The organism is Calditerrivibrio sp. (assembly GCA_026415135.1).
Classification (GTDB): domain Bacteria; phylum Chrysiogenota; class Deferribacteres; order Deferribacterales; family Calditerrivibrionaceae; genus Calditerrivibrio.
The window spans coordinates 16,667-31,989 of record JAOAHS010000006.1; the positions used below are offsets into that span (position 1 = coordinate 16,667).

The window sequence follows — 15,323 nt, forward strand, 5'->3', positions numbered from 1 at the left end:
ATGGAAAATATCATTATAGAGTTAAAAGATGTTCACAAGAGTTTTGGTAAACATGAGGTACATAAAGGTATAAATATTAAAGTCCCTCAAGGTGGTATCACTGTGATACTTGGTCCATCGGGTACAGGTAAGTCTGTGTTGCTTAAGGAGATGATGGGGCTTTTGATGCCAGACAAAGGTGAAGTCGTTGTTGAGGGTGTAGATATTACGAAGGTTTCCAAGGTGGAGTTGGTGAATATAAGAAAAAAATTTGGTATGCTTTTTCAGAATGCTGCTCTGTTTGACTCTATGACGGTATATGAAAATGTGGCTTTTCCTTTGCGGGAGCATACGAAATTTAAAGAGAGACAAATTAAGGAGATAGTTATCGAAAAATTGAGACTTGTTGGATTAAAAGATGTGGAGAATAAGATGCCCTCTGAGCTTTCTGGCGGTATGAGAAAAAGGGTGGGGCTTGCAAGGGCGATAGTCTTAGAACCAAAGATAATTCTTTATGATGAACCTACCACAGGACTTGATCCTATCATGAAGGATGTTGTTGATGATCTGATCTATTCAACTCAAAAAAAATTGAATATCACATCTGTGGTTATATCCCATGATATAGATAGTGCTTTTAAGATTGCAGACTATATGGCTATGATCTACGATGGAAAGACGATACTCAACGATACAAAAGAGAATTTTAAAAATTCTGACAATCCGTATGTTAAACAGTTTATAAATGGTTCTAAAGATGGTCCTATAAAGATGTTTTAGGGGGAAATGATGAAGTTTGGTTTGGAAGCAAAAGTTGGTTTTTTTGTAATTATGTCTTTGGTAATTTTGGGCTATATGACGACGAAGGTGGGCGATTTCTCTTTTGGTGGGGACAAAGGGTATATTATAAAAGCTGAATTAACAAATGCTTCTGGGCTTAATATCGATGCTCCTGTGAAGTTTAAGGGTGTTAATGTGGGTAAGGTAAAAACGATCTCTTTGGAAAACAGTAAAGTAATTGCGGAGTTGCTAATTGAAGAAAAATACAAAATCCCCTCAAAAGTTAGCATTCAGGTTAGATCCTCAGGGTTTTTAGGGGAGAAGTATGCTGAACTGGAGGAATTGCCAAACGCTACTGGAGAGTATTTAAGTGCTGGTAGTGTTATAAAAGACTCAAAAAGTACAACTGATTTTGATCAATTAGGTAATAAGCTGGGTGATATTGCAGACGATATCAAAGCTATCACATCATCGTTGAGGGAAGTATTGGCGACAGCTGAAGGTAAAGACAATATGAAGGCCACGCTTGAAAATATAAGACAGACTACAGATGCTTTAAAGGATATCATGGCTTATAATGAGGCAAGGATAAATAATATTATCAAAAATATTGAAGCTATAACCGTAGTTGTAAAAAATATGGCAACTGATAATCAGGAAAATATTAATCAACTACTTGCAAACCTTAAAGATGTTTCTCAAACCCTCAAAGAACAGACACCCCAGATTGCTGGTAAAGTAAACAACATAACAGGAAACATCGATAACCTTATAACTGGCTCTAAAGGGAACTTAGAGGATACTTTGAAAAACATGAAAACTGTCACTGCTAAGTTGGAGAAAACAGTAGATAATATTAATAGTATTACAGATAAAATAAATAAAGGGGAAGGAACTGTAGGAAAACTTATAAATGACAATCAAACTGTTGAAAACCTTAACGAGACCTTGAAAGGTGTTAGAAACCTTTTTACAAAGATGGATGAGTTTAAATTTTACTTAAATTTTGAAGGTGAAAAGTTGTTTGATACTGGTGATACTAAGGGTTATTTTAAACTTAAGATTCAACCCAAGCCTGATAAATACTATCTTTTAGGTTTGGCATCAAGTCCACAGGGTAGATCCACAACTACCTATACAACATGGAGTGGTGATTCACCTTACGGACCATCGAGTGGGACCACTAAAACCTACACCGAGACAAAAAGAAGTGAAAACAGTATCACTTTTATTGCACAGTATGCTAAGAGGTTTTTAGATCTGGTTGATCTAAGAATTGGCTTGATGGAATCGGAGTTTGGCGTAGGTGCTGATTATTTCCCTTTTAACAAAGGTAAATATGCAGATAAATACAAAGATAAGGTTATGATATCTTTTGATGCCTACGATTTCGGCTCTAAAAATTCTCCAAGAGATCCCCATTTGAAGATCAAGGGGCAGTATAATATAACAAAAAACATCTATATAAATGCTGGTTATGATGATTTTCTCAATAAAAACACGAGGTCTACATTCATGGGTGCAGGGCTAATTTTCCTGGATGATGATCTTAAGTATCTTTTAGGAAAGGTGCCTATACCGAGCAATTAAGTTTTATGAATGTCTTAAAAGTTGCAATATCCCCATGTCCTAATGATATATTTATTTTTGCACCATTGATGAATGGTTTTGTACCTTCACCTTTTATCTTTGATTTTACTTTGGATGATGTGGAACAGTTAAATATTTATGCAATGGAAAAAAAGTTCGATTTAATCAAGGTATCGTATGGTGCATTGGAAAAGATAGTAGATAATTATAAAATCTTAACATGCGGTGGAGCACTGGGACACAAGAATGGTCCTATTGTTGTTTCTAAAAACTATTCGGATGTAAGTTGCTTGGTAGGCAAAAGGATCGCAATACCAGGCAAAAATACTTCTGCTTTTATGATGTTTAAAAGTTTTTTTGGGGATGGTTTTGTGTTTTGTGAAATGCGATTTGATAGGATATTTGAAGCTTTGTTAAATGATGAAGTGGATGCGGGTGTGATTATCCATGAGGGGCGATTTATTTATTTTAGACTTGGGTTAAAGTTGGTATGCGATCTTGGAGAGATGTGGGAAGAGAGATATAAAATACCTATACCACTTGGTGCCATTGCTCTTAAAAATGTGTACATCGATATAAAAGAGGTGATTAAAGATCTTATTAAAAGCTCTATTAAATACTCTTTCACAAACTTTGATGAAATTAGAACTATTTGTAAGGGATATGCCCAAGAGTTAGATGATCAGGTTTTGACTGATCATATAAAGTACTTTGTTAACGAATACTCACTGGATATGTCATCTATTTCAGATAAAGTAGCAGATACGTTGAATTTAAAAAAAGATATCTTTATATGAATATGTTAGGAGGCTTTTGTGGAAAATTTTAAGTTGGAATATATATATAATTATGGTAGTTATGTTACCCCTGAAGATATAAAAGTTTCAATATTTGCTAAGATGTTCCCCTCTTTATATTTTTATTATAGGATTATGACATTGATCCTACATGGTTCTAATTTAGCTGTAAAAGGGGAATATGACCTTCATCAATGGATGGTAAGTAGTTTTAGAGCTTTGGATATCATTGAAAAGTGTGGAATAAAAGTAAGAATCGATGGGGTAGATAACATCAAAAAGACCGAAGGTCCTGTTGTCTTTGTGGCAAACCATATGAGCACTGCAGAGACATTTTTACTACCCTCTATAATAGTACCCTTTAAACCTGTGACTTATGTTCTGAAGGAAGGGTTGATGAAAGTACCTTTTTTTAAAAATATCTTAAAAGCGAGGGATCCGATAGTTGTAACAAGGGATAACCCCAAAGAGGATTTTAGAATAGTTATGGAAAAAGGTATCAAACATTTAAAAAATGGTATGTCGATTATTGTATTTCCTCAAAAAACAAGGACTACAAGTTTTTATGAAAAACAGTTCAATTCTATGGGTATTAAATTAGCAAAAAAGGCGAATGTACCAGTTATACCTATTGCCCTTAAAACAGATGCTTGGTCTAATGGCAAATTTATCAAAGATCTTGGGAAGATATATACAGATAGGGATATGAGGTTTGTAATTGGTAATCCTATAGAAATAAAAGGTAAGGGTGATGAAGAACACCAAATGGTAATAGATTTTATAAAAAAGCATCTTTCTGAGTGGGGGGTGGTGGTGGAAAGATAAATGGAAAAATGGAAGGTCATAGAGCATTACAGAAGGATACTCAAAGAAGAGGGGATTAAGTCTAACACAGGTAGGGTAAAGATTGCTTTAATTTATCCTAATGTCTATGAAATAGCGTCACAAAACCTCGGTTTTCAGTTTGTTTATCAAGAGTTCAATGCTGTGGACGGATTATCCTGTGAAAGATTTGTCTTAGATTTTTATGAAGATAACCTTTCTATAGAAAATCAGAGGTTTTTACAGGAATTTGATATAGTTGCAGTTAGCATAAACTACGAAGAAGATGTTCTTAATTTAATCAAATTTTTTGATGTACAGAAGATACCTGTTTTTGTTGATGAGAGGGATAACAGATATCCACCTATTATAGCTGGTGGAGCACTGGTTTTTATAAACCCTCAGATACTTATAGATATTGTTGATATTCAACTTGTGGGGGACTTTAGACCTATTTTTAAAGAAACCAAAGAACTTTTTGTGGGGTATAAAGATAAGGAAAGCTTTTTAAATGAGCTTAAAAAGTTTAGCTTCTCTGTATATAAGGGTCAAAAAGTGCGAGCTAAACATGCAATTGATATAATGGGTGAACCGATATATTCAAGTATAAAAAGCTGTCGTGGGGAGTTTAGCTCATCTTTTTTGGTAGAGGCGTCAAAGAGTTGTAGATTTTTTTGTAGATTTTGTACCACTGGATATAACCTTAGACCTTATAGAAAAATAGATATTGAAAAGATAAAGGATGTGGTATTAAAATATTCTTTTTCAAAAAATATAGGAATAGTTAGCGCAGCGTTTGGTGATATACCAAATCTTATAGATCTTCTCAAATGGTTTGGTCAGCAGAATCTCAGTATATCTGTATCATCCCTAAGGATCGATGCTTTGACGGAAGATGTTATCAAAATTCTTAAACAATTGGGTGTAAGATCCATAACACTGGCTGAAGAGACTGCTTCTTTTAAGCTAAAAAAAGCTATTGGCAAAATAATAGATGAGGACAAACTATATAAAATTACTGAGACGGTTGGTAAGGTAGGTATAGAAAACTTAAAATTATATTATATCTTTGGTTTGCCAGGGGAAGATCTGATGGATGTTGAAGCTATCGTTGAGAGGGTAATGAATATTTCCGATATCTTCAGAAAAACTCAAAAAGATTATTTTAATAGATTGGGTAAAATGAAGGTTTCTTTAAATGTGTTTAACCCCAAGCCATTTACCCCCATGCAATATTTTCCACTTGCTACTAAATCTGACTATGATAAAAAGGTTAAGATACTTTCTCAGTTAAAAAGAATTCCAAACTTAAAATATGATATAATGCCATACCGTAATGCTGTTATCCAGACGGTTATTGCAAAAGCTCCTGAAGATATAAGGAATTTTTATAAAAATTATTTAGAAAATGGTTATGATGATAAAATAGCTTTAAAAAGGTATGATCACACTTATATTTATAGTTCAAACGGTTCTTTTGCATGGGAACAATTTTTAGAATATCCTGTTAAAAAAGAGATTGTGGAAAGGGAGTATCATAAATGCTTAATGCATATAAAGGCATAATGTATATCAGACCGAAAAATACGCCAAAGGGTATTTTGCAATTATATACTACGAGATTTGGGGGTAAGAGTCGTGGGGAGTTTAGTAGTTTTAATCTCGGTTTTTTTACAAATGATAACAATGTTATTGGGAATTACCATTTATTAAAAAAGATCTTAGATATAAGTCATATAAGTATAGTCAAGCAAGTTCATAGTGCTGAGATCTTTGAGTTAAATTCAAGGGGAGAGAAAGCTTTGGTTGAAGCTGATGGTATATTTACATCCCTTGAAGGTGTGGTTACTGGTATTCAAACTGCAGATTGTTGGACTGTACAATTGATTGGTTGTACCTATGTATGTAATCTACATTGTGGTTGGAGGAGTGTTTATTTTGGAATTGTAGAAAACGGGCTTGAGCTTTTTTATAAAAAAAATGACAGAGTTGTTTTTGCTACTGTGGGGCCTGGCATTTGTGTTGATTGTTATGAAGTGGGTGGAGAGTTGATAGAAAGGTTTTCGAAGGTATCAAATGGGGGTTTTTATAAAAGATGTAATGGGCGTTTTTATATGGATATTGGACAATTAATACGTGAAAAACTTGAAAAACATGCAATTTTAAATGTTGAATATATATCGTATTGCAGTTTTTGTAAAGATTATCTATATTCCTATAGGCGTGATCATGGGAAAACAGGTAGGATGTTATCATTGTTGGGGAAGTTATGATTGAAAATATTATGACTATAATAAAGAAGATCGATAAGGCGGCTTTAAGGTCCGGTCGTAATCCCCAGGATATAGTACTTGTAGCGGTAAGTAAAACGTTTCCTGTTGAAAAGATCTTAGATGCTTACAGGTGTGGTCTAAGGGTATTTGGTGAAAGTAGGATCCAAGAAGCCTTAGATAAAATAGCTAAGTTATCAGATCATAAGGATATTAAATTCCATTTAATAGGTCATATCCAAACAAACAAGATTAAGCTGATAAAAGATAATTTTGCATTGTTACACTCTGTGGATAGTGCTCACCTTGCTTTGAAATTAAACAATTATTTTAATACTTTGGGGATTATACAGGATGTCCTCGTACAGGTAAATTTAGTAAACGAGCCCCAAAAATATGGTGTGAAAATGGAAAACTACTATGAGTTGTTGAATACCATTAAATTTTGTGTTTCACTTAACCTTAGAGGTTTGATGTTTATACCGCCTTACAGGGAAAACCCTGAGGAGAATAGATTACATTTTAGGAATATGAAAAAACTCTTTGACGAAACAAAGGTTAAGTATGATTGTTTTAGAGATTTTAATATACTTTCAATGGGGATGAGTGATGATTTTGAGATAGCTATAGAGGAAGGTTCTAATATGGTAAGGATTGGAACAGCAATTTTTGGCGAAAGATGATATGGGGGTGTTATGTTCTTTTTTAATTTAATAATCAAGGTTTACATTGTGGTGTTGATCTTTAGAAAGGTTTTTACTAATCAGGAACTGTATTTTAATCCCTTTGGTAAACTTGTTGCTTCGTTGACTGAGCCTATCTTTTCAAATATTTTTAAAGGAAAGAGTAAGGTATATACTGACAGATATATCCCTTTGTTTATATTTTTTTTGATCATTTTACAATTTCTGATTAGTTTAATATTTGTTTCTAATTCTCCTCTGTTGACTTTTACTACTGTACTACAGGATAACATCGATTTTCTATTTATTTTTTTTGTTTTATCGATATTGTTGGGTGCTGGTGTGGGGCTTAGTACATATTATACGATCTATTTCTATCGTATAGGGCTACCATGGGTAAAGTTTGTTAGAAGGTTTATTAAGCTACCAGATAACAGAATTGTTATCCCTACTATTCTCTTTATGTTAATACTTTACTGGAGTTTAAGTTTTGTTTTGCAGGTTGTTTCTAATAAGATAGTCCTTGATGATTATTTTTTAGAAGTTTCCGCTGTTAGTGTCTTAAAGGGAAGTGTGTTTATATTGAATAGTTTTTTGGGATTTATGTTTTGGCTTATAGTAATAAGGGCTTTAATATCATGGGTTAGCCCGGATCCAAGAAACCCCATTGTGCAGATTATATATTCATTGACAGAACCGATCTTAGCTCCTTTTAGGAAGGTGATACCCCCATTAGGGTTCATCGATCTTTCAGCAATTGTTGTCCTTTTAGTTATAGAGATATTAAGGGGTTTGATTTTTAGGTTTTTTGCATGAGAGTATATAGTCTAAACAGGATAAAGCTCTCTTTAGGATTATTATTTATAGTTATAATCATCGGGACTTTTGGGTATATGATTATATCCAACATGGGTATAATTGATGCCCTTTATATGACGATTATTACTATAGCAACAGTTGGTTACAGAGAGGTTGTAGAGCTTGATAATGTTGGTAAGCTTTTTACTATTTTTTTAATTATTGTTGGAACAGGTGCCCTTGCATTTTTTGCTACTCAGGTTGTAGAATATATTATAGAAGGTGAAATAAGAAGAATTTTTAAGAGGAATAGTATGAACAAGAAGATTGCAAGATTAAGGGATCATTATATATTGTGTGGTTTTGGAAGAATGGGTAGAATTGTAGCTGAAGAGTTTAAGGGTAAGGTAGATTTTGTTGTTATTGAAAAAAGTGATAAGTTTTTAGATTATTTTGAAGAAAATGGTTTCTATTACATTATAGGTGATGCTACTAAAGAATCGGTCTTAGAGCTAGCAGCTATAAAAACTGCCAAAGGCCTTATATCAGTGGTCAATACGGATGCGGAAAATGTTTATATAGTGTTGACTGCTCGTATGTTGAGAAAGGACATCACCATCTACACCCGGGCTTCAGATGAGGAATCATATAAGAAGATGTTATTGGCTGGTGCTGATAAGGTCTTTTCACCTTATATGATAGGTGGTAAAAGTATAGCAAACTCCATTTTAAGACCCCATGTTTCGGAATTTTTTGATTTTACATTAAATAGTGATCTACATGTTGATGTGATGGAGATAAAAGTATTGAAAGGGAGGAAATTATGTGATAAAAGTATTGCTGAATCTGGTATTAGGGACTATGGTTTGATTATACTTGCTCTCAAAAAAAATGATGGAAGAATAATTTATAATCCAAAAGCCGTTGAAATAATTGAGAGTGGTGATATAATCATTATAATAGGAAGTGTAGAGGACTGTAAAAGGTTTGATAATTTCATAAGGGGTGATAATGTGGAAATTTAGGTTGATTTATTCTATTGTGATCATTACTGCCTTTATCTTTCTCAGGGATCAGCTTGGGATCGATATAAACTATGCTGTTGTTTATGGTTTGGGGGTAATCCTTTTAATCAATATTATTGAAATATTAATCTCAGATTTGAAAAGTACCAAAATTTTAGCTGGTTTTATCGGTGGTCTTATTTTTTTACTCATCTCATATTTTTTAACCAAAACATTTGAAACTTTTTTTCATAACGATGCTGTGAAAATGGGTTTTAACTTTGTTATGGGGTATATAGGCATTTTCATAGGTTATAAAAACCATTTTCTCATTGACTACCTTTTTCAAAAGTGGTCTAAAAAAGAGAGAAGTTATAAAACAAAGATTATCGAAATCCCAAAGATATTGGATACATCTTCTATAATAGATGGTAGAATTTACGATATTATTATGGCAAACTTTATAGAATCTAAGCTGATAATTCCGTCTTTTGTGTTAAAAGAGTTGCAAAATATAGCTGATTCCCATGATCATTTTAGAAGACAAAAGGGTAAACGGGGATTGGATATTCTAAAAAAGATTCAAGAGCAGAAAAATAACCCTGTTGAGGTTATAGATGATGATTACACTGATGCCCAATCGGTGGATGATAAGTTGATAGCCTGTGCTAAACAGCTAAATGGGAAAATAATAACCACTGATTATAACCTGATTAAGGTGGCTGAAATTCATGGAATTGTATGTATGAATATTAATCAACTAGCTCTTGCCCTTAGACAAAATGTTTTTCCTCAGGATGAATTAAAAATTACTATTCAAAAAGAGGGGAAAGAATATGGGCAGGGTGTTGGGTACTTGGATGATGGAACCCTTGTAGTGGTGGAAAATGGGAAGTCATTGATAGGTAAAACGGTTGATGTTATTGTTAGTTCAGTGTTACAGAGTGAATCTGGTAGAATTATTTTCACTAAGATAAAATAATGAGTCTTAGTATAATTATCCCTGCTGGTGGGATCGGAAAGAGATTTTCTAAAAAGGAAAAAAAACAGTTTTATAAATTTGCTGGTAAAGAGATCATATATCATACTCTGCTCAGATTGAAAAGTGTAGATGCAGCAGAGTTTATAATAGGTTGTTCGGATGATGATTACAATGTTCTTGAGGATATATTAAATGACCTTGGTATCAAAAACTATTCCTTCGCTCCTGCAGGTCAGGAAAGACAGCATACGGTCTATAATTGTATTATAAGAGCACATAGCGATTTTGTGCTTATTCATGATGCTGTAAGACCTTTTTTATCGAAGATTATTATCGATAGAATGCTCGAACATTATTCTAAGTATTATGGGATTGTATGTGGTATAAAGGTTAAGGATACGGTAAAGATGATCAGTGATAATATTGTGGATAAAACGATAGATAGAAATAAGCTATATCTTATCCACACACCTCAAGTGTTTAATCGAAACATATTGTTAAGGTGTTTGAAGGAATTAAATGATAGGGGTATTTTTATAACCGATGAGTCGATGGCTCTCGAATTTTTTGGGTATGAGGTAGGTTTTGTGGAATCTGAATGGTACAATATAAAGATCACTACTAAAGAGGATCTACATTTGGCGGAATATATTTTAATGTATTTTGATATGTTAGCAGGAGGTTAGTATGGAAAAAAATAGTTCCTTTTTTAAAAGTAATGTACCTGCTGGTGGGTTTAGAAAAGCTGCTCTTATTGTTCCTATACTCGTGGTAACTATAGTATTATTATTTATTTTTAATCCATTTGTTGTGATAAATGCTGGGGAAAGGGGGGTAGTACTTACCTTCGGAAAGCCAGGTGATGAGACGTTATCTGAGGGGCTTCATTTTGTCATCCCTATTGTACAGAAAGTTATTAAAATGGATGTGAAAGTCCAAAAATCCCAAACAGATGCGGAATCTGCTTCTAAGGATCTTCAGGATATACATTCTACAATTGCTCTAAATTTTCATATCATACCTGAAAAAGCTAATGTTATTTACAAGACTATAGGTCTTGGGTATCGGGATAAGATTGTTGATCCTGCTGTACAGGAAGTGGTAAAGGCTGTTACTGCAAGATATACTGCTGTTGAATTAATTACTCAAAGGGAAAAAGTGAGAAACGATATAAAAGTACTACTTAAAGAAAGACTAATTGCTTATAATATTGTGGTAGATGATTTTTCTATTTTAAATTTTCGATTTTCTCAGCAATTTACTCAGGCAATAGAACAAAAACAGACAGCGGAACAATTAGCTTTAAAAGCCCAGAGGGATCTTGAAAGGGTAAAAATAGAGGCTGAGCAGAAGATTACCCAAGCAAAAGCAGAAGCAGAGTCTTTGAGAATACAAAAGGAAAATGTTACACCTTTGCTTGTGGAATTGAGAAGAATAGAGGCTTCCCTTAAAGCTATAGAAAAATGGGATGGGAAACTACCGGCTGTTACCGGAGGTGCCATCCCTTTTTTAGATATAGAAAAGCTGAAAAAAGCAGAACATTGATAAAAAATTAACTTTGTTATTTACCTGCTGGGCTTTTGTGGACGTGGACCACTTTAAGCCCTTCTTTGGTTTTTATAATAACCCTTGACTCGTTTATGACTTTATGCTCTATACCATTTTCTGATATCACTGATAAAAGAAGAGTGTAACTAGCAATTGCTGTATTATTATAGATCTGAATCCTTAGATCCTGAAGGTGGATGTTATAACCATTTTTTGTTTTTGCCCAATTGTTTGTCATCATAAATCTATGGAAATCTATACCATCTATTCTGTGGGGTGATACGAACCATTCGTAAAGTCCAAGATCTTCTGATGTTGTTCGTTTGTAGGTATCAAAATCGCCATCATAAATAGATTTTAAATGGTTATATAAAAACTGTTCTACTTGTTTGATATTCATAATTCTTAGCCTATATTAATTTAATAAGTTCATCACAAAATTCATCTGTTGATACTTTGTAAGTATTTTCGTCACCATAGTAAATATCAGCTGTTCTAATACCTTTTTCAAGGAGTTTTTGGATAGCATGTTCAATATCTTTTGCTGCATTATCCATTTTAAAACTATATCTTAACATAAGAGCTGCTGATAGTATTTGAGCTGTTGGGTTTGCAATGTTTTTACCAGCTATATCTGGTGCAGTCCCACCGATTGGTTCGTATAATCCAAAACCTTTTTCATTCAATGAGGCAGAGGGAAGCATACCGATGGATCCAGTGAGCATGGCTGCTTCATCACTTAATATATCCCCGAACATATTTTCCGTGAGAATGACATCAAACTGGGAGGGGTTTCTCACAAGCTGCATTGCCGCATTGTCCACATACATGTGATTTAGATTTATATCCTGGTATTCCTTTTTCCAAATCTCTGTAACCACTTCGCGCCAAAGGATGGATGTCATGAGTACATTTGCTTTATCAACACTTGTTACTGTTTTTTTTCTAAGTTTGGCTGTTTCAAAGGCTACTTTGGCAATCCTTTGAATCTCTTTAACGGAATACTTCATTGTATCCACAGCGTAACTTCTATCTTCGGCGATGTACTTAGGTTGACCAAAATATATGCCACCGGTTAATTCCCTGAGTATAACGATATCTATACCATCTTTTATGAATTTATCCTTTAATGAACATGATTCTTTTAAAGCTGGGTAAACTTTTACAGGCCTTATATTTACAAAAAGATTAAAATGTTTACGAAGGGGTAGTAGAGCTCCCCTTTCAGGCTGTTTGTCTGGTGGTAAGTTTTCCCATTTTGGTCCACCTACTGAGCCAAAAAGTATGGCGTCAGATTCTTCACATAGCTTTAATGTGTGTGCTGGGAGTGGTTCTCCATAGTTATCTATTGCGATACCACCAACATCTGCAAAAGAGCAATCAAACTTTATATTGTATTTCTTTTCTATTTTAGCTAATACCTTTATTGCCTGACTCATCACTTCAGGACCGATACCATCACCTGGTAATACAGCGATTTTATACATATGTCACCTCTCCTGTTTTTGATATAGTATAGTGAAAATAAAAAAAATTCAAGAAAAATTAAATATACTATTTTATATCTGTTTTAAGAATAACATGTAACATGTTTTATGTTGAAAAATTGTTGAAAAATAATTCCTGTTATTATTGAATAAATTGTTTGGTACCTATTATTTACTGAAATATGTGTTGTCTAACAACAACTTGTATGTATTTTCTTGAAAAGCCTAAGTTATCTTGTCAAGAATTTTTTTATGAACATTATCTGTTGAAAAATTGTTGGATTTTTCTGGACAGTGATATAAAGATTTTAAGAGACTTATACTTATAGCGCTTGATTAATTTTTAATCATTAGGGTTGTTTTGTTTTTTCCCTGTTTTTTTGATTCATAGAGAGCTTTATCTGCGTTGTCGATGATATCAAGTAGGCTATCTCCACTTAACGGGTAATTGCTTATGCCGATACTAACGGTTAGATTAAACTTTTTTTCATCCTTTGTGAAAAAAGATTTTAATTCAAACTGTTTTCTAATGCGCTCTGCTACTTCTTTAGCACCTTCTATTTCTGTTTCTACTAAACAGATTATAAACTCATCTCCTCCATATCTTGCGGCAAAGTCAGTTCTTCTTATGTTGGATTTTATGACTTCGGCAATTGAAGTAATCACCATGCTTCCGTATTTATGTCCATAGGTGTCGTTTACATGCTTTAAGTTATCTGAGTCCAGCATGAGTACTGAAAATGTTTTGTTGTATCTTTGGGATCTGTAAAACTCCTCTTCTATCTTTTTCATAAAACCGCTTTGATTGAGTAGCCCTGTTAGATCGTCGGTGGTGGATAACTCGTTTATGATATTGAATGTTATTTTGTTGGTTTTTTCAAAGTTGATGGCTATGATTATGACGAATGGTAATGAAAGGATATAAATAAGGCTATTTGGGTTTTTAGAGATTATTAGTAGGGAGGATATCACTACGATTACTATGTAATGTATCTTTTTAGTGAAGCTGTCTCTCATTAATACAGTATATATCATTACTCCAAATAAGATGAGAAAGATAAATATCAGCGATTCTTTGGTATACAGGGATGAAAAAAACAAATTTTGCGATTGTAGTAGAATCATATAGATGATGATCTTGTGGCTTGGATAATTTTCTTCTATTGAAAATTTTACAATGACAAAGATAAAAAGAAATAGAATTATGAAGTAGTTGTAAAATGAGTTGTTCAGTTCTAAAAATTTTAGTGAGACAATTGTTATTGTAAAGCTAAAAAGGTAAAGAACCTCAGCGATCTTTAAGTAGTAGTAGTTTAATTTTTCCTGGTACATCTTAATAAATTATAACAGATAGTAAAAAAAAAGCAAATAAATATAATAAAAAAGCGCGCCCTGCAGGAGTCGAACCCACAACCTTCTGATCCGTAGTCAGATGCTCTATCCAGTTGAGCTAAGGGCGCATAAAGAATTTTATCAACGTCTTCAATACTTTATTATCATCCATTGTTTTAATTGTCAAGTATAAAAACGAAAAGGTTTGTTGGGTTTGATCTAAGTAAGATTTCTACTTGAAAAAGTTATAAAATATTATATAGTTAGCTATGGCTAATAAGACGTTGAATTCCAATGTTACCCACAAAGGTAAAATATACCATGTTCAGACAGAGATTGTAGGTGATAAGGTGATTACTCAGGTTTTTGTAAAGGGTAGGGTTATATTTTCCTATAAGGATAATTTTATTGATTACGAAACAACAAAAAAACAGCACAGGACTGCAGAAGCTGCGATTATTAGGGATAAATTAGTGTCTAATGATTAAGTTTTTTAATGTTACGGTGAATTTTTTTGGTGAAAAAAGAGCTTTGGACAATGTTTCTCTTACAATCGACAAAGGTGAGTTTGTCTACATCACTGGAGAAAGTGGTGCAGGAAAATCTACATTACTCAGACTTATTTACGCAGATCTTTTGCCTACAAAGGGTGTTGTATTAGTGGCAAACAAAGATATAAGTCATATAAGTAAAAGTAGCATACCATATTTGCGAAGGAATATAGGTGTTGTGTTTCAAGATTATAAGCTTCTCGAGGATAGAACTGTTTATGAAAATGTCAAAATAGCTCTCGAAATATTTTATCTTGAAAAGAAATCCATGGAGAATAAGATATTACCTTTGTTAAGAAGACTAGGGATATACAGTAGAAGGGAAACGTTGGTAAAGAAGCTTTCAGGAGGCGAAAAACAGAGGGTTGCTATTGCTAGAGCCTTGATCAATGAACCATCCATAATTTTGGCAGATGAACCTACTGGTAACCTTGATCAGGAAAGAGCAGAAGACATTATATCTCTTTTATATGATACTGTTCAGATGGGTGCCACCGTTGTGGTTGCTACCCATGATAAGTACCTAATAGAGAAACATAACGGTAGAATAATAGAATTAAAACAGGGACAGATAATAAATGATACCAAAAAAGTTGAATTGGCATAAGCTTTGGTTTCTTCTTTTAAAGGGTGTACTTTTATTTAGGAGAAATATCGCTATAAATGTAACTTCTATTATTACGATAATAACTGCTTTATA

Annotated in this window: 17 protein-coding genes and 1 tRNA gene; 14 read left to right on the top strand and 4 right to left on the bottom strand. The window is 33.4% G+C overall.

Features of this window, described 5'->3' with window-relative positions; genetic code table 11:
• The 12 genes from N3C60_01200 to N3C60_01255 are packed head-to-tail and all read left to right on the top strand — an operon-like array spanning nt 1 to nt 11,250.
• Entirely contained in the window at nt 1-759 is a 759-nt protein-coding gene (locus N3C60_01200) for an ABC transporter ATP-binding protein (GenBank protein MCX8083526.1), read from the top strand.
• A 9-nt stretch (nt 760-768) separates the two neighbouring features.
• On the top strand, nt 769-2,349 hold the full coding sequence (locus tag N3C60_01205) for an MCE family protein (protein MCX8083527.1): 1,581 nt from the start codon (nt 769-771) through the stop codon (nt 2,347-2,349).
• A gap of 5 nt (nt 2,350-2,354) precedes the next feature.
• A complete protein-coding gene (locus N3C60_01210) occupies nt 2,355-3,146 on the top strand; it encodes a 1,4-dihydroxy-6-naphthoate synthase (protein MCX8083528.1) in 792 nt (263 codons plus the stop codon).
• Nucleotides 3,147-3,164: 18 nt separating this feature from the next.
• Nucleotides 3,165-3,971 (top strand): 1-acyl-sn-glycerol-3-phosphate acyltransferase, encoded by an 807-nt coding sequence (locus N3C60_01215; GenBank protein MCX8083529.1) that lies wholly within the window; start codon nt 3,165-3,167, stop codon nt 3,969-3,971.
• Entirely contained in the window at nt 3,972-5,534 is a 1,563-nt protein-coding gene (locus tag N3C60_01220) for a radical SAM protein (GenBank protein MCX8083530.1), read from the top strand.
• On the top strand, nt 5,510-6,241 hold the full coding sequence (locus N3C60_01225; GenBank protein ID MCX8083531.1) for a polyphenol oxidase family protein: 732 nt from the start codon (nt 5,510-5,512) through the stop codon (nt 6,239-6,241). The genes N3C60_01220 and N3C60_01225 overlap by 25 nt, the downstream gene beginning before the upstream one ends.
• Complete coding sequence (locus N3C60_01230; GenBank protein MCX8083532.1) at nt 6,238-6,921, top strand: YggS family pyridoxal phosphate-dependent enzyme; 684 nt, start codon at nt 6,238-6,240, stop codon at nt 6,919-6,921. The genes N3C60_01225 and N3C60_01230 overlap by 4 nt, the downstream gene beginning before the upstream one ends.
• A gap of 12 nt (nt 6,922-6,933) precedes the next feature.
• On the top strand, nt 6,934-7,737 hold the full coding sequence (locus N3C60_01235) for a YggT family protein (GenBank protein MCX8083533.1): 804 nt from the start codon (nt 6,934-6,936) through the stop codon (nt 7,735-7,737).
• Entirely contained in the window at nt 7,734-8,744 is a 1,011-nt protein-coding gene (locus tag N3C60_01240; protein ID MCX8083534.1) for a potassium channel family protein, read from the top strand. Before N3C60_01235 ends, N3C60_01240 begins: the two co-directional genes overlap by 4 nt.
• A complete protein-coding gene (locus N3C60_01245; protein ID MCX8083535.1) occupies nt 8,731-9,705 on the top strand; it encodes a PIN domain-containing protein in 975 nt (324 codons plus the stop codon). Before N3C60_01240 ends, N3C60_01245 begins: the two co-directional genes overlap by 14 nt.
• Nucleotides 9,705-10,391, top strand: a complete 687-nt coding sequence (gene ispD, locus N3C60_01250; protein MCX8083536.1) for a 2-C-methyl-D-erythritol 4-phosphate cytidylyltransferase — start codon at nt 9,705-9,707, stop codon at nt 10,389-10,391. Before N3C60_01245 ends, ispD begins: the two co-directional genes overlap by 1 nt.
• Before the next feature lies 1 nt (nt 10,392).
• Nucleotides 10,393-11,250, top strand: coding sequence for a prohibitin family protein (locus N3C60_01255; protein MCX8083537.1), 858 nt, complete (start codon nt 10,393-10,395; stop codon nt 11,248-11,250).
• Nucleotides 11,251-11,266: 16 nt separating this feature from the next.
• Here N3C60_01255 and N3C60_01260 read toward each other — a convergent pair whose 3' ends face one another.
• From N3C60_01260 to N3C60_01275, 4 genes are all read right to left on the bottom strand, one after another.
• Nucleotides 11,267-11,653: a nuclear transport factor 2 family protein gene (locus N3C60_01260; GenBank protein ID MCX8083538.1), complete on the bottom strand. Its 387-nt coding sequence runs from the start codon at nt 11,651-11,653 to the stop codon at nt 11,267-11,269.
• A 10-nt stretch (nt 11,654-11,663) separates the two neighbouring features.
• Nucleotides 11,664-12,740 carry a 3-isopropylmalate dehydrogenase gene (gene leuB / locus N3C60_01265; protein MCX8083539.1) on the bottom strand — a complete coding sequence of 359 codons (1,077 nt, stop codon included), beginning with the start codon at nt 12,738-12,740 and terminating at the stop codon, nt 11,664-11,666.
• A 336-nt stretch (nt 12,741-13,076) separates the two neighbouring features.
• The gene (locus tag N3C60_01270) at nt 13,077-14,072 is read right to left on the bottom strand and encodes a GGDEF domain-containing protein (GenBank protein ID MCX8083540.1); all 996 of its coding nucleotides are present in this window, start codon (nt 14,070-14,072) and stop codon (nt 13,077-13,079) included.
• 54 nt (nt 14,073-14,126) lie between these two features.
• Nucleotides 14,127-14,200, bottom strand: a tRNA-Arg gene (locus N3C60_01275).
• Nucleotides 14,201-14,341: 141 nt separating this feature from the next.
• Here N3C60_01275 and N3C60_01280 point away from each other — a divergent pair.
• Together N3C60_01280 and ftsE are read left to right on the top strand one after the other, a co-directional pair.
• Nucleotides 14,342-14,560, top strand: coding sequence for a hypothetical protein (locus tag N3C60_01280; protein ID MCX8083541.1), 219 nt, complete (start codon nt 14,342-14,344; stop codon nt 14,558-14,560).
• Nucleotides 14,553-15,230, top strand: coding sequence for a cell division ATP-binding protein FtsE (ftsE, locus tag N3C60_01285; GenBank protein ID MCX8083542.1), 678 nt, complete (start codon nt 14,553-14,555; stop codon nt 15,228-15,230). Before N3C60_01280 ends, ftsE begins: the two co-directional genes overlap by 8 nt.
• Nucleotides 15,231-15,323 lie beyond the last annotated feature (93 nt).

What these genes read in the sequence shown, in the direction of transcription:
- ftsE (MCX8083542.1), top strand. Translation starts at nt 14,553, where the DNA reads ATGATTAAGTTTTTTAATGTTACGGTGAATTTTTTTGGTGAAAAAAGA.
- N3C60_01210 (MCX8083528.1), top strand. Translation starts at nt 2,355, where the DNA reads ATGAATGTCTTAAAAGTTGCAATATCCCCATGTCCTAATGATATATTT.
- N3C60_01235 (MCX8083533.1), top strand. Translation starts at nt 6,934, where the DNA reads ATGTTCTTTTTTAATTTAATAATCAAGGTTTACATTGTGGTGTTGATC.
- leuB (MCX8083539.1), bottom strand. Translation starts at nt 12,740, where the DNA reads ATGTATAAAATCGCTGTATTACCAGGTGATGGTATCGGTCCTGAAGTG.
- N3C60_01230 (MCX8083532.1), top strand. Translation starts at nt 6,238, where the DNA reads ATGATTGAAAATATTATGACTATAATAAAGAAGATCGATAAGGCGGCT.
- ispD (MCX8083536.1), top strand. Translation starts at nt 9,705, where the DNA reads ATGAGTCTTAGTATAATTATCCCTGCTGGTGGGATCGGAAAGAGATTT.
- N3C60_01270 (MCX8083540.1), bottom strand. Translation starts at nt 14,072, where the DNA reads ATGTACCAGGAAAAATTAAACTACTACTACTTAAAGATCGCTGAGGTT.
- N3C60_01205 (MCX8083527.1), top strand. Translation starts at nt 769, where the DNA reads ATGAAGTTTGGTTTGGAAGCAAAAGTTGGTTTTTTTGTAATTATGTCT.
- N3C60_01200 (MCX8083526.1), top strand. Translation starts at nt 1, where the DNA reads ATGGAAAATATCATTATAGAGTTAAAAGATGTTCACAAGAGTTTTGGT.
- N3C60_01240 (MCX8083534.1), top strand. Translation starts at nt 7,734, where the DNA reads ATGAGAGTATATAGTCTAAACAGGATAAAGCTCTCTTTAGGATTATTA.
- N3C60_01260 (MCX8083538.1), bottom strand. Translation starts at nt 11,653, where the DNA reads ATGAATATCAAACAAGTAGAACAGTTTTTATATAACCATTTAAAATCT.
- N3C60_01220 (MCX8083530.1), top strand. Translation starts at nt 3,972, where the DNA reads ATGGAAAAATGGAAGGTCATAGAGCATTACAGAAGGATACTCAAAGAA.
- N3C60_01255 (MCX8083537.1), top strand. Translation starts at nt 10,393, where the DNA reads ATGGAAAAAAATAGTTCCTTTTTTAAAAGTAATGTACCTGCTGGTGGG.
- N3C60_01245 (MCX8083535.1), top strand. Translation starts at nt 8,731, where the DNA reads ATGTGGAAATTTAGGTTGATTTATTCTATTGTGATCATTACTGCCTTT.
- N3C60_01280 (MCX8083541.1), top strand. Translation starts at nt 14,342, where the DNA reads ATGGCTAATAAGACGTTGAATTCCAATGTTACCCACAAAGGTAAAATA.
- N3C60_01225 (MCX8083531.1), top strand. Translation starts at nt 5,510, where the DNA reads ATGCTTAATGCATATAAAGGCATAATGTATATCAGACCGAAAAATACG.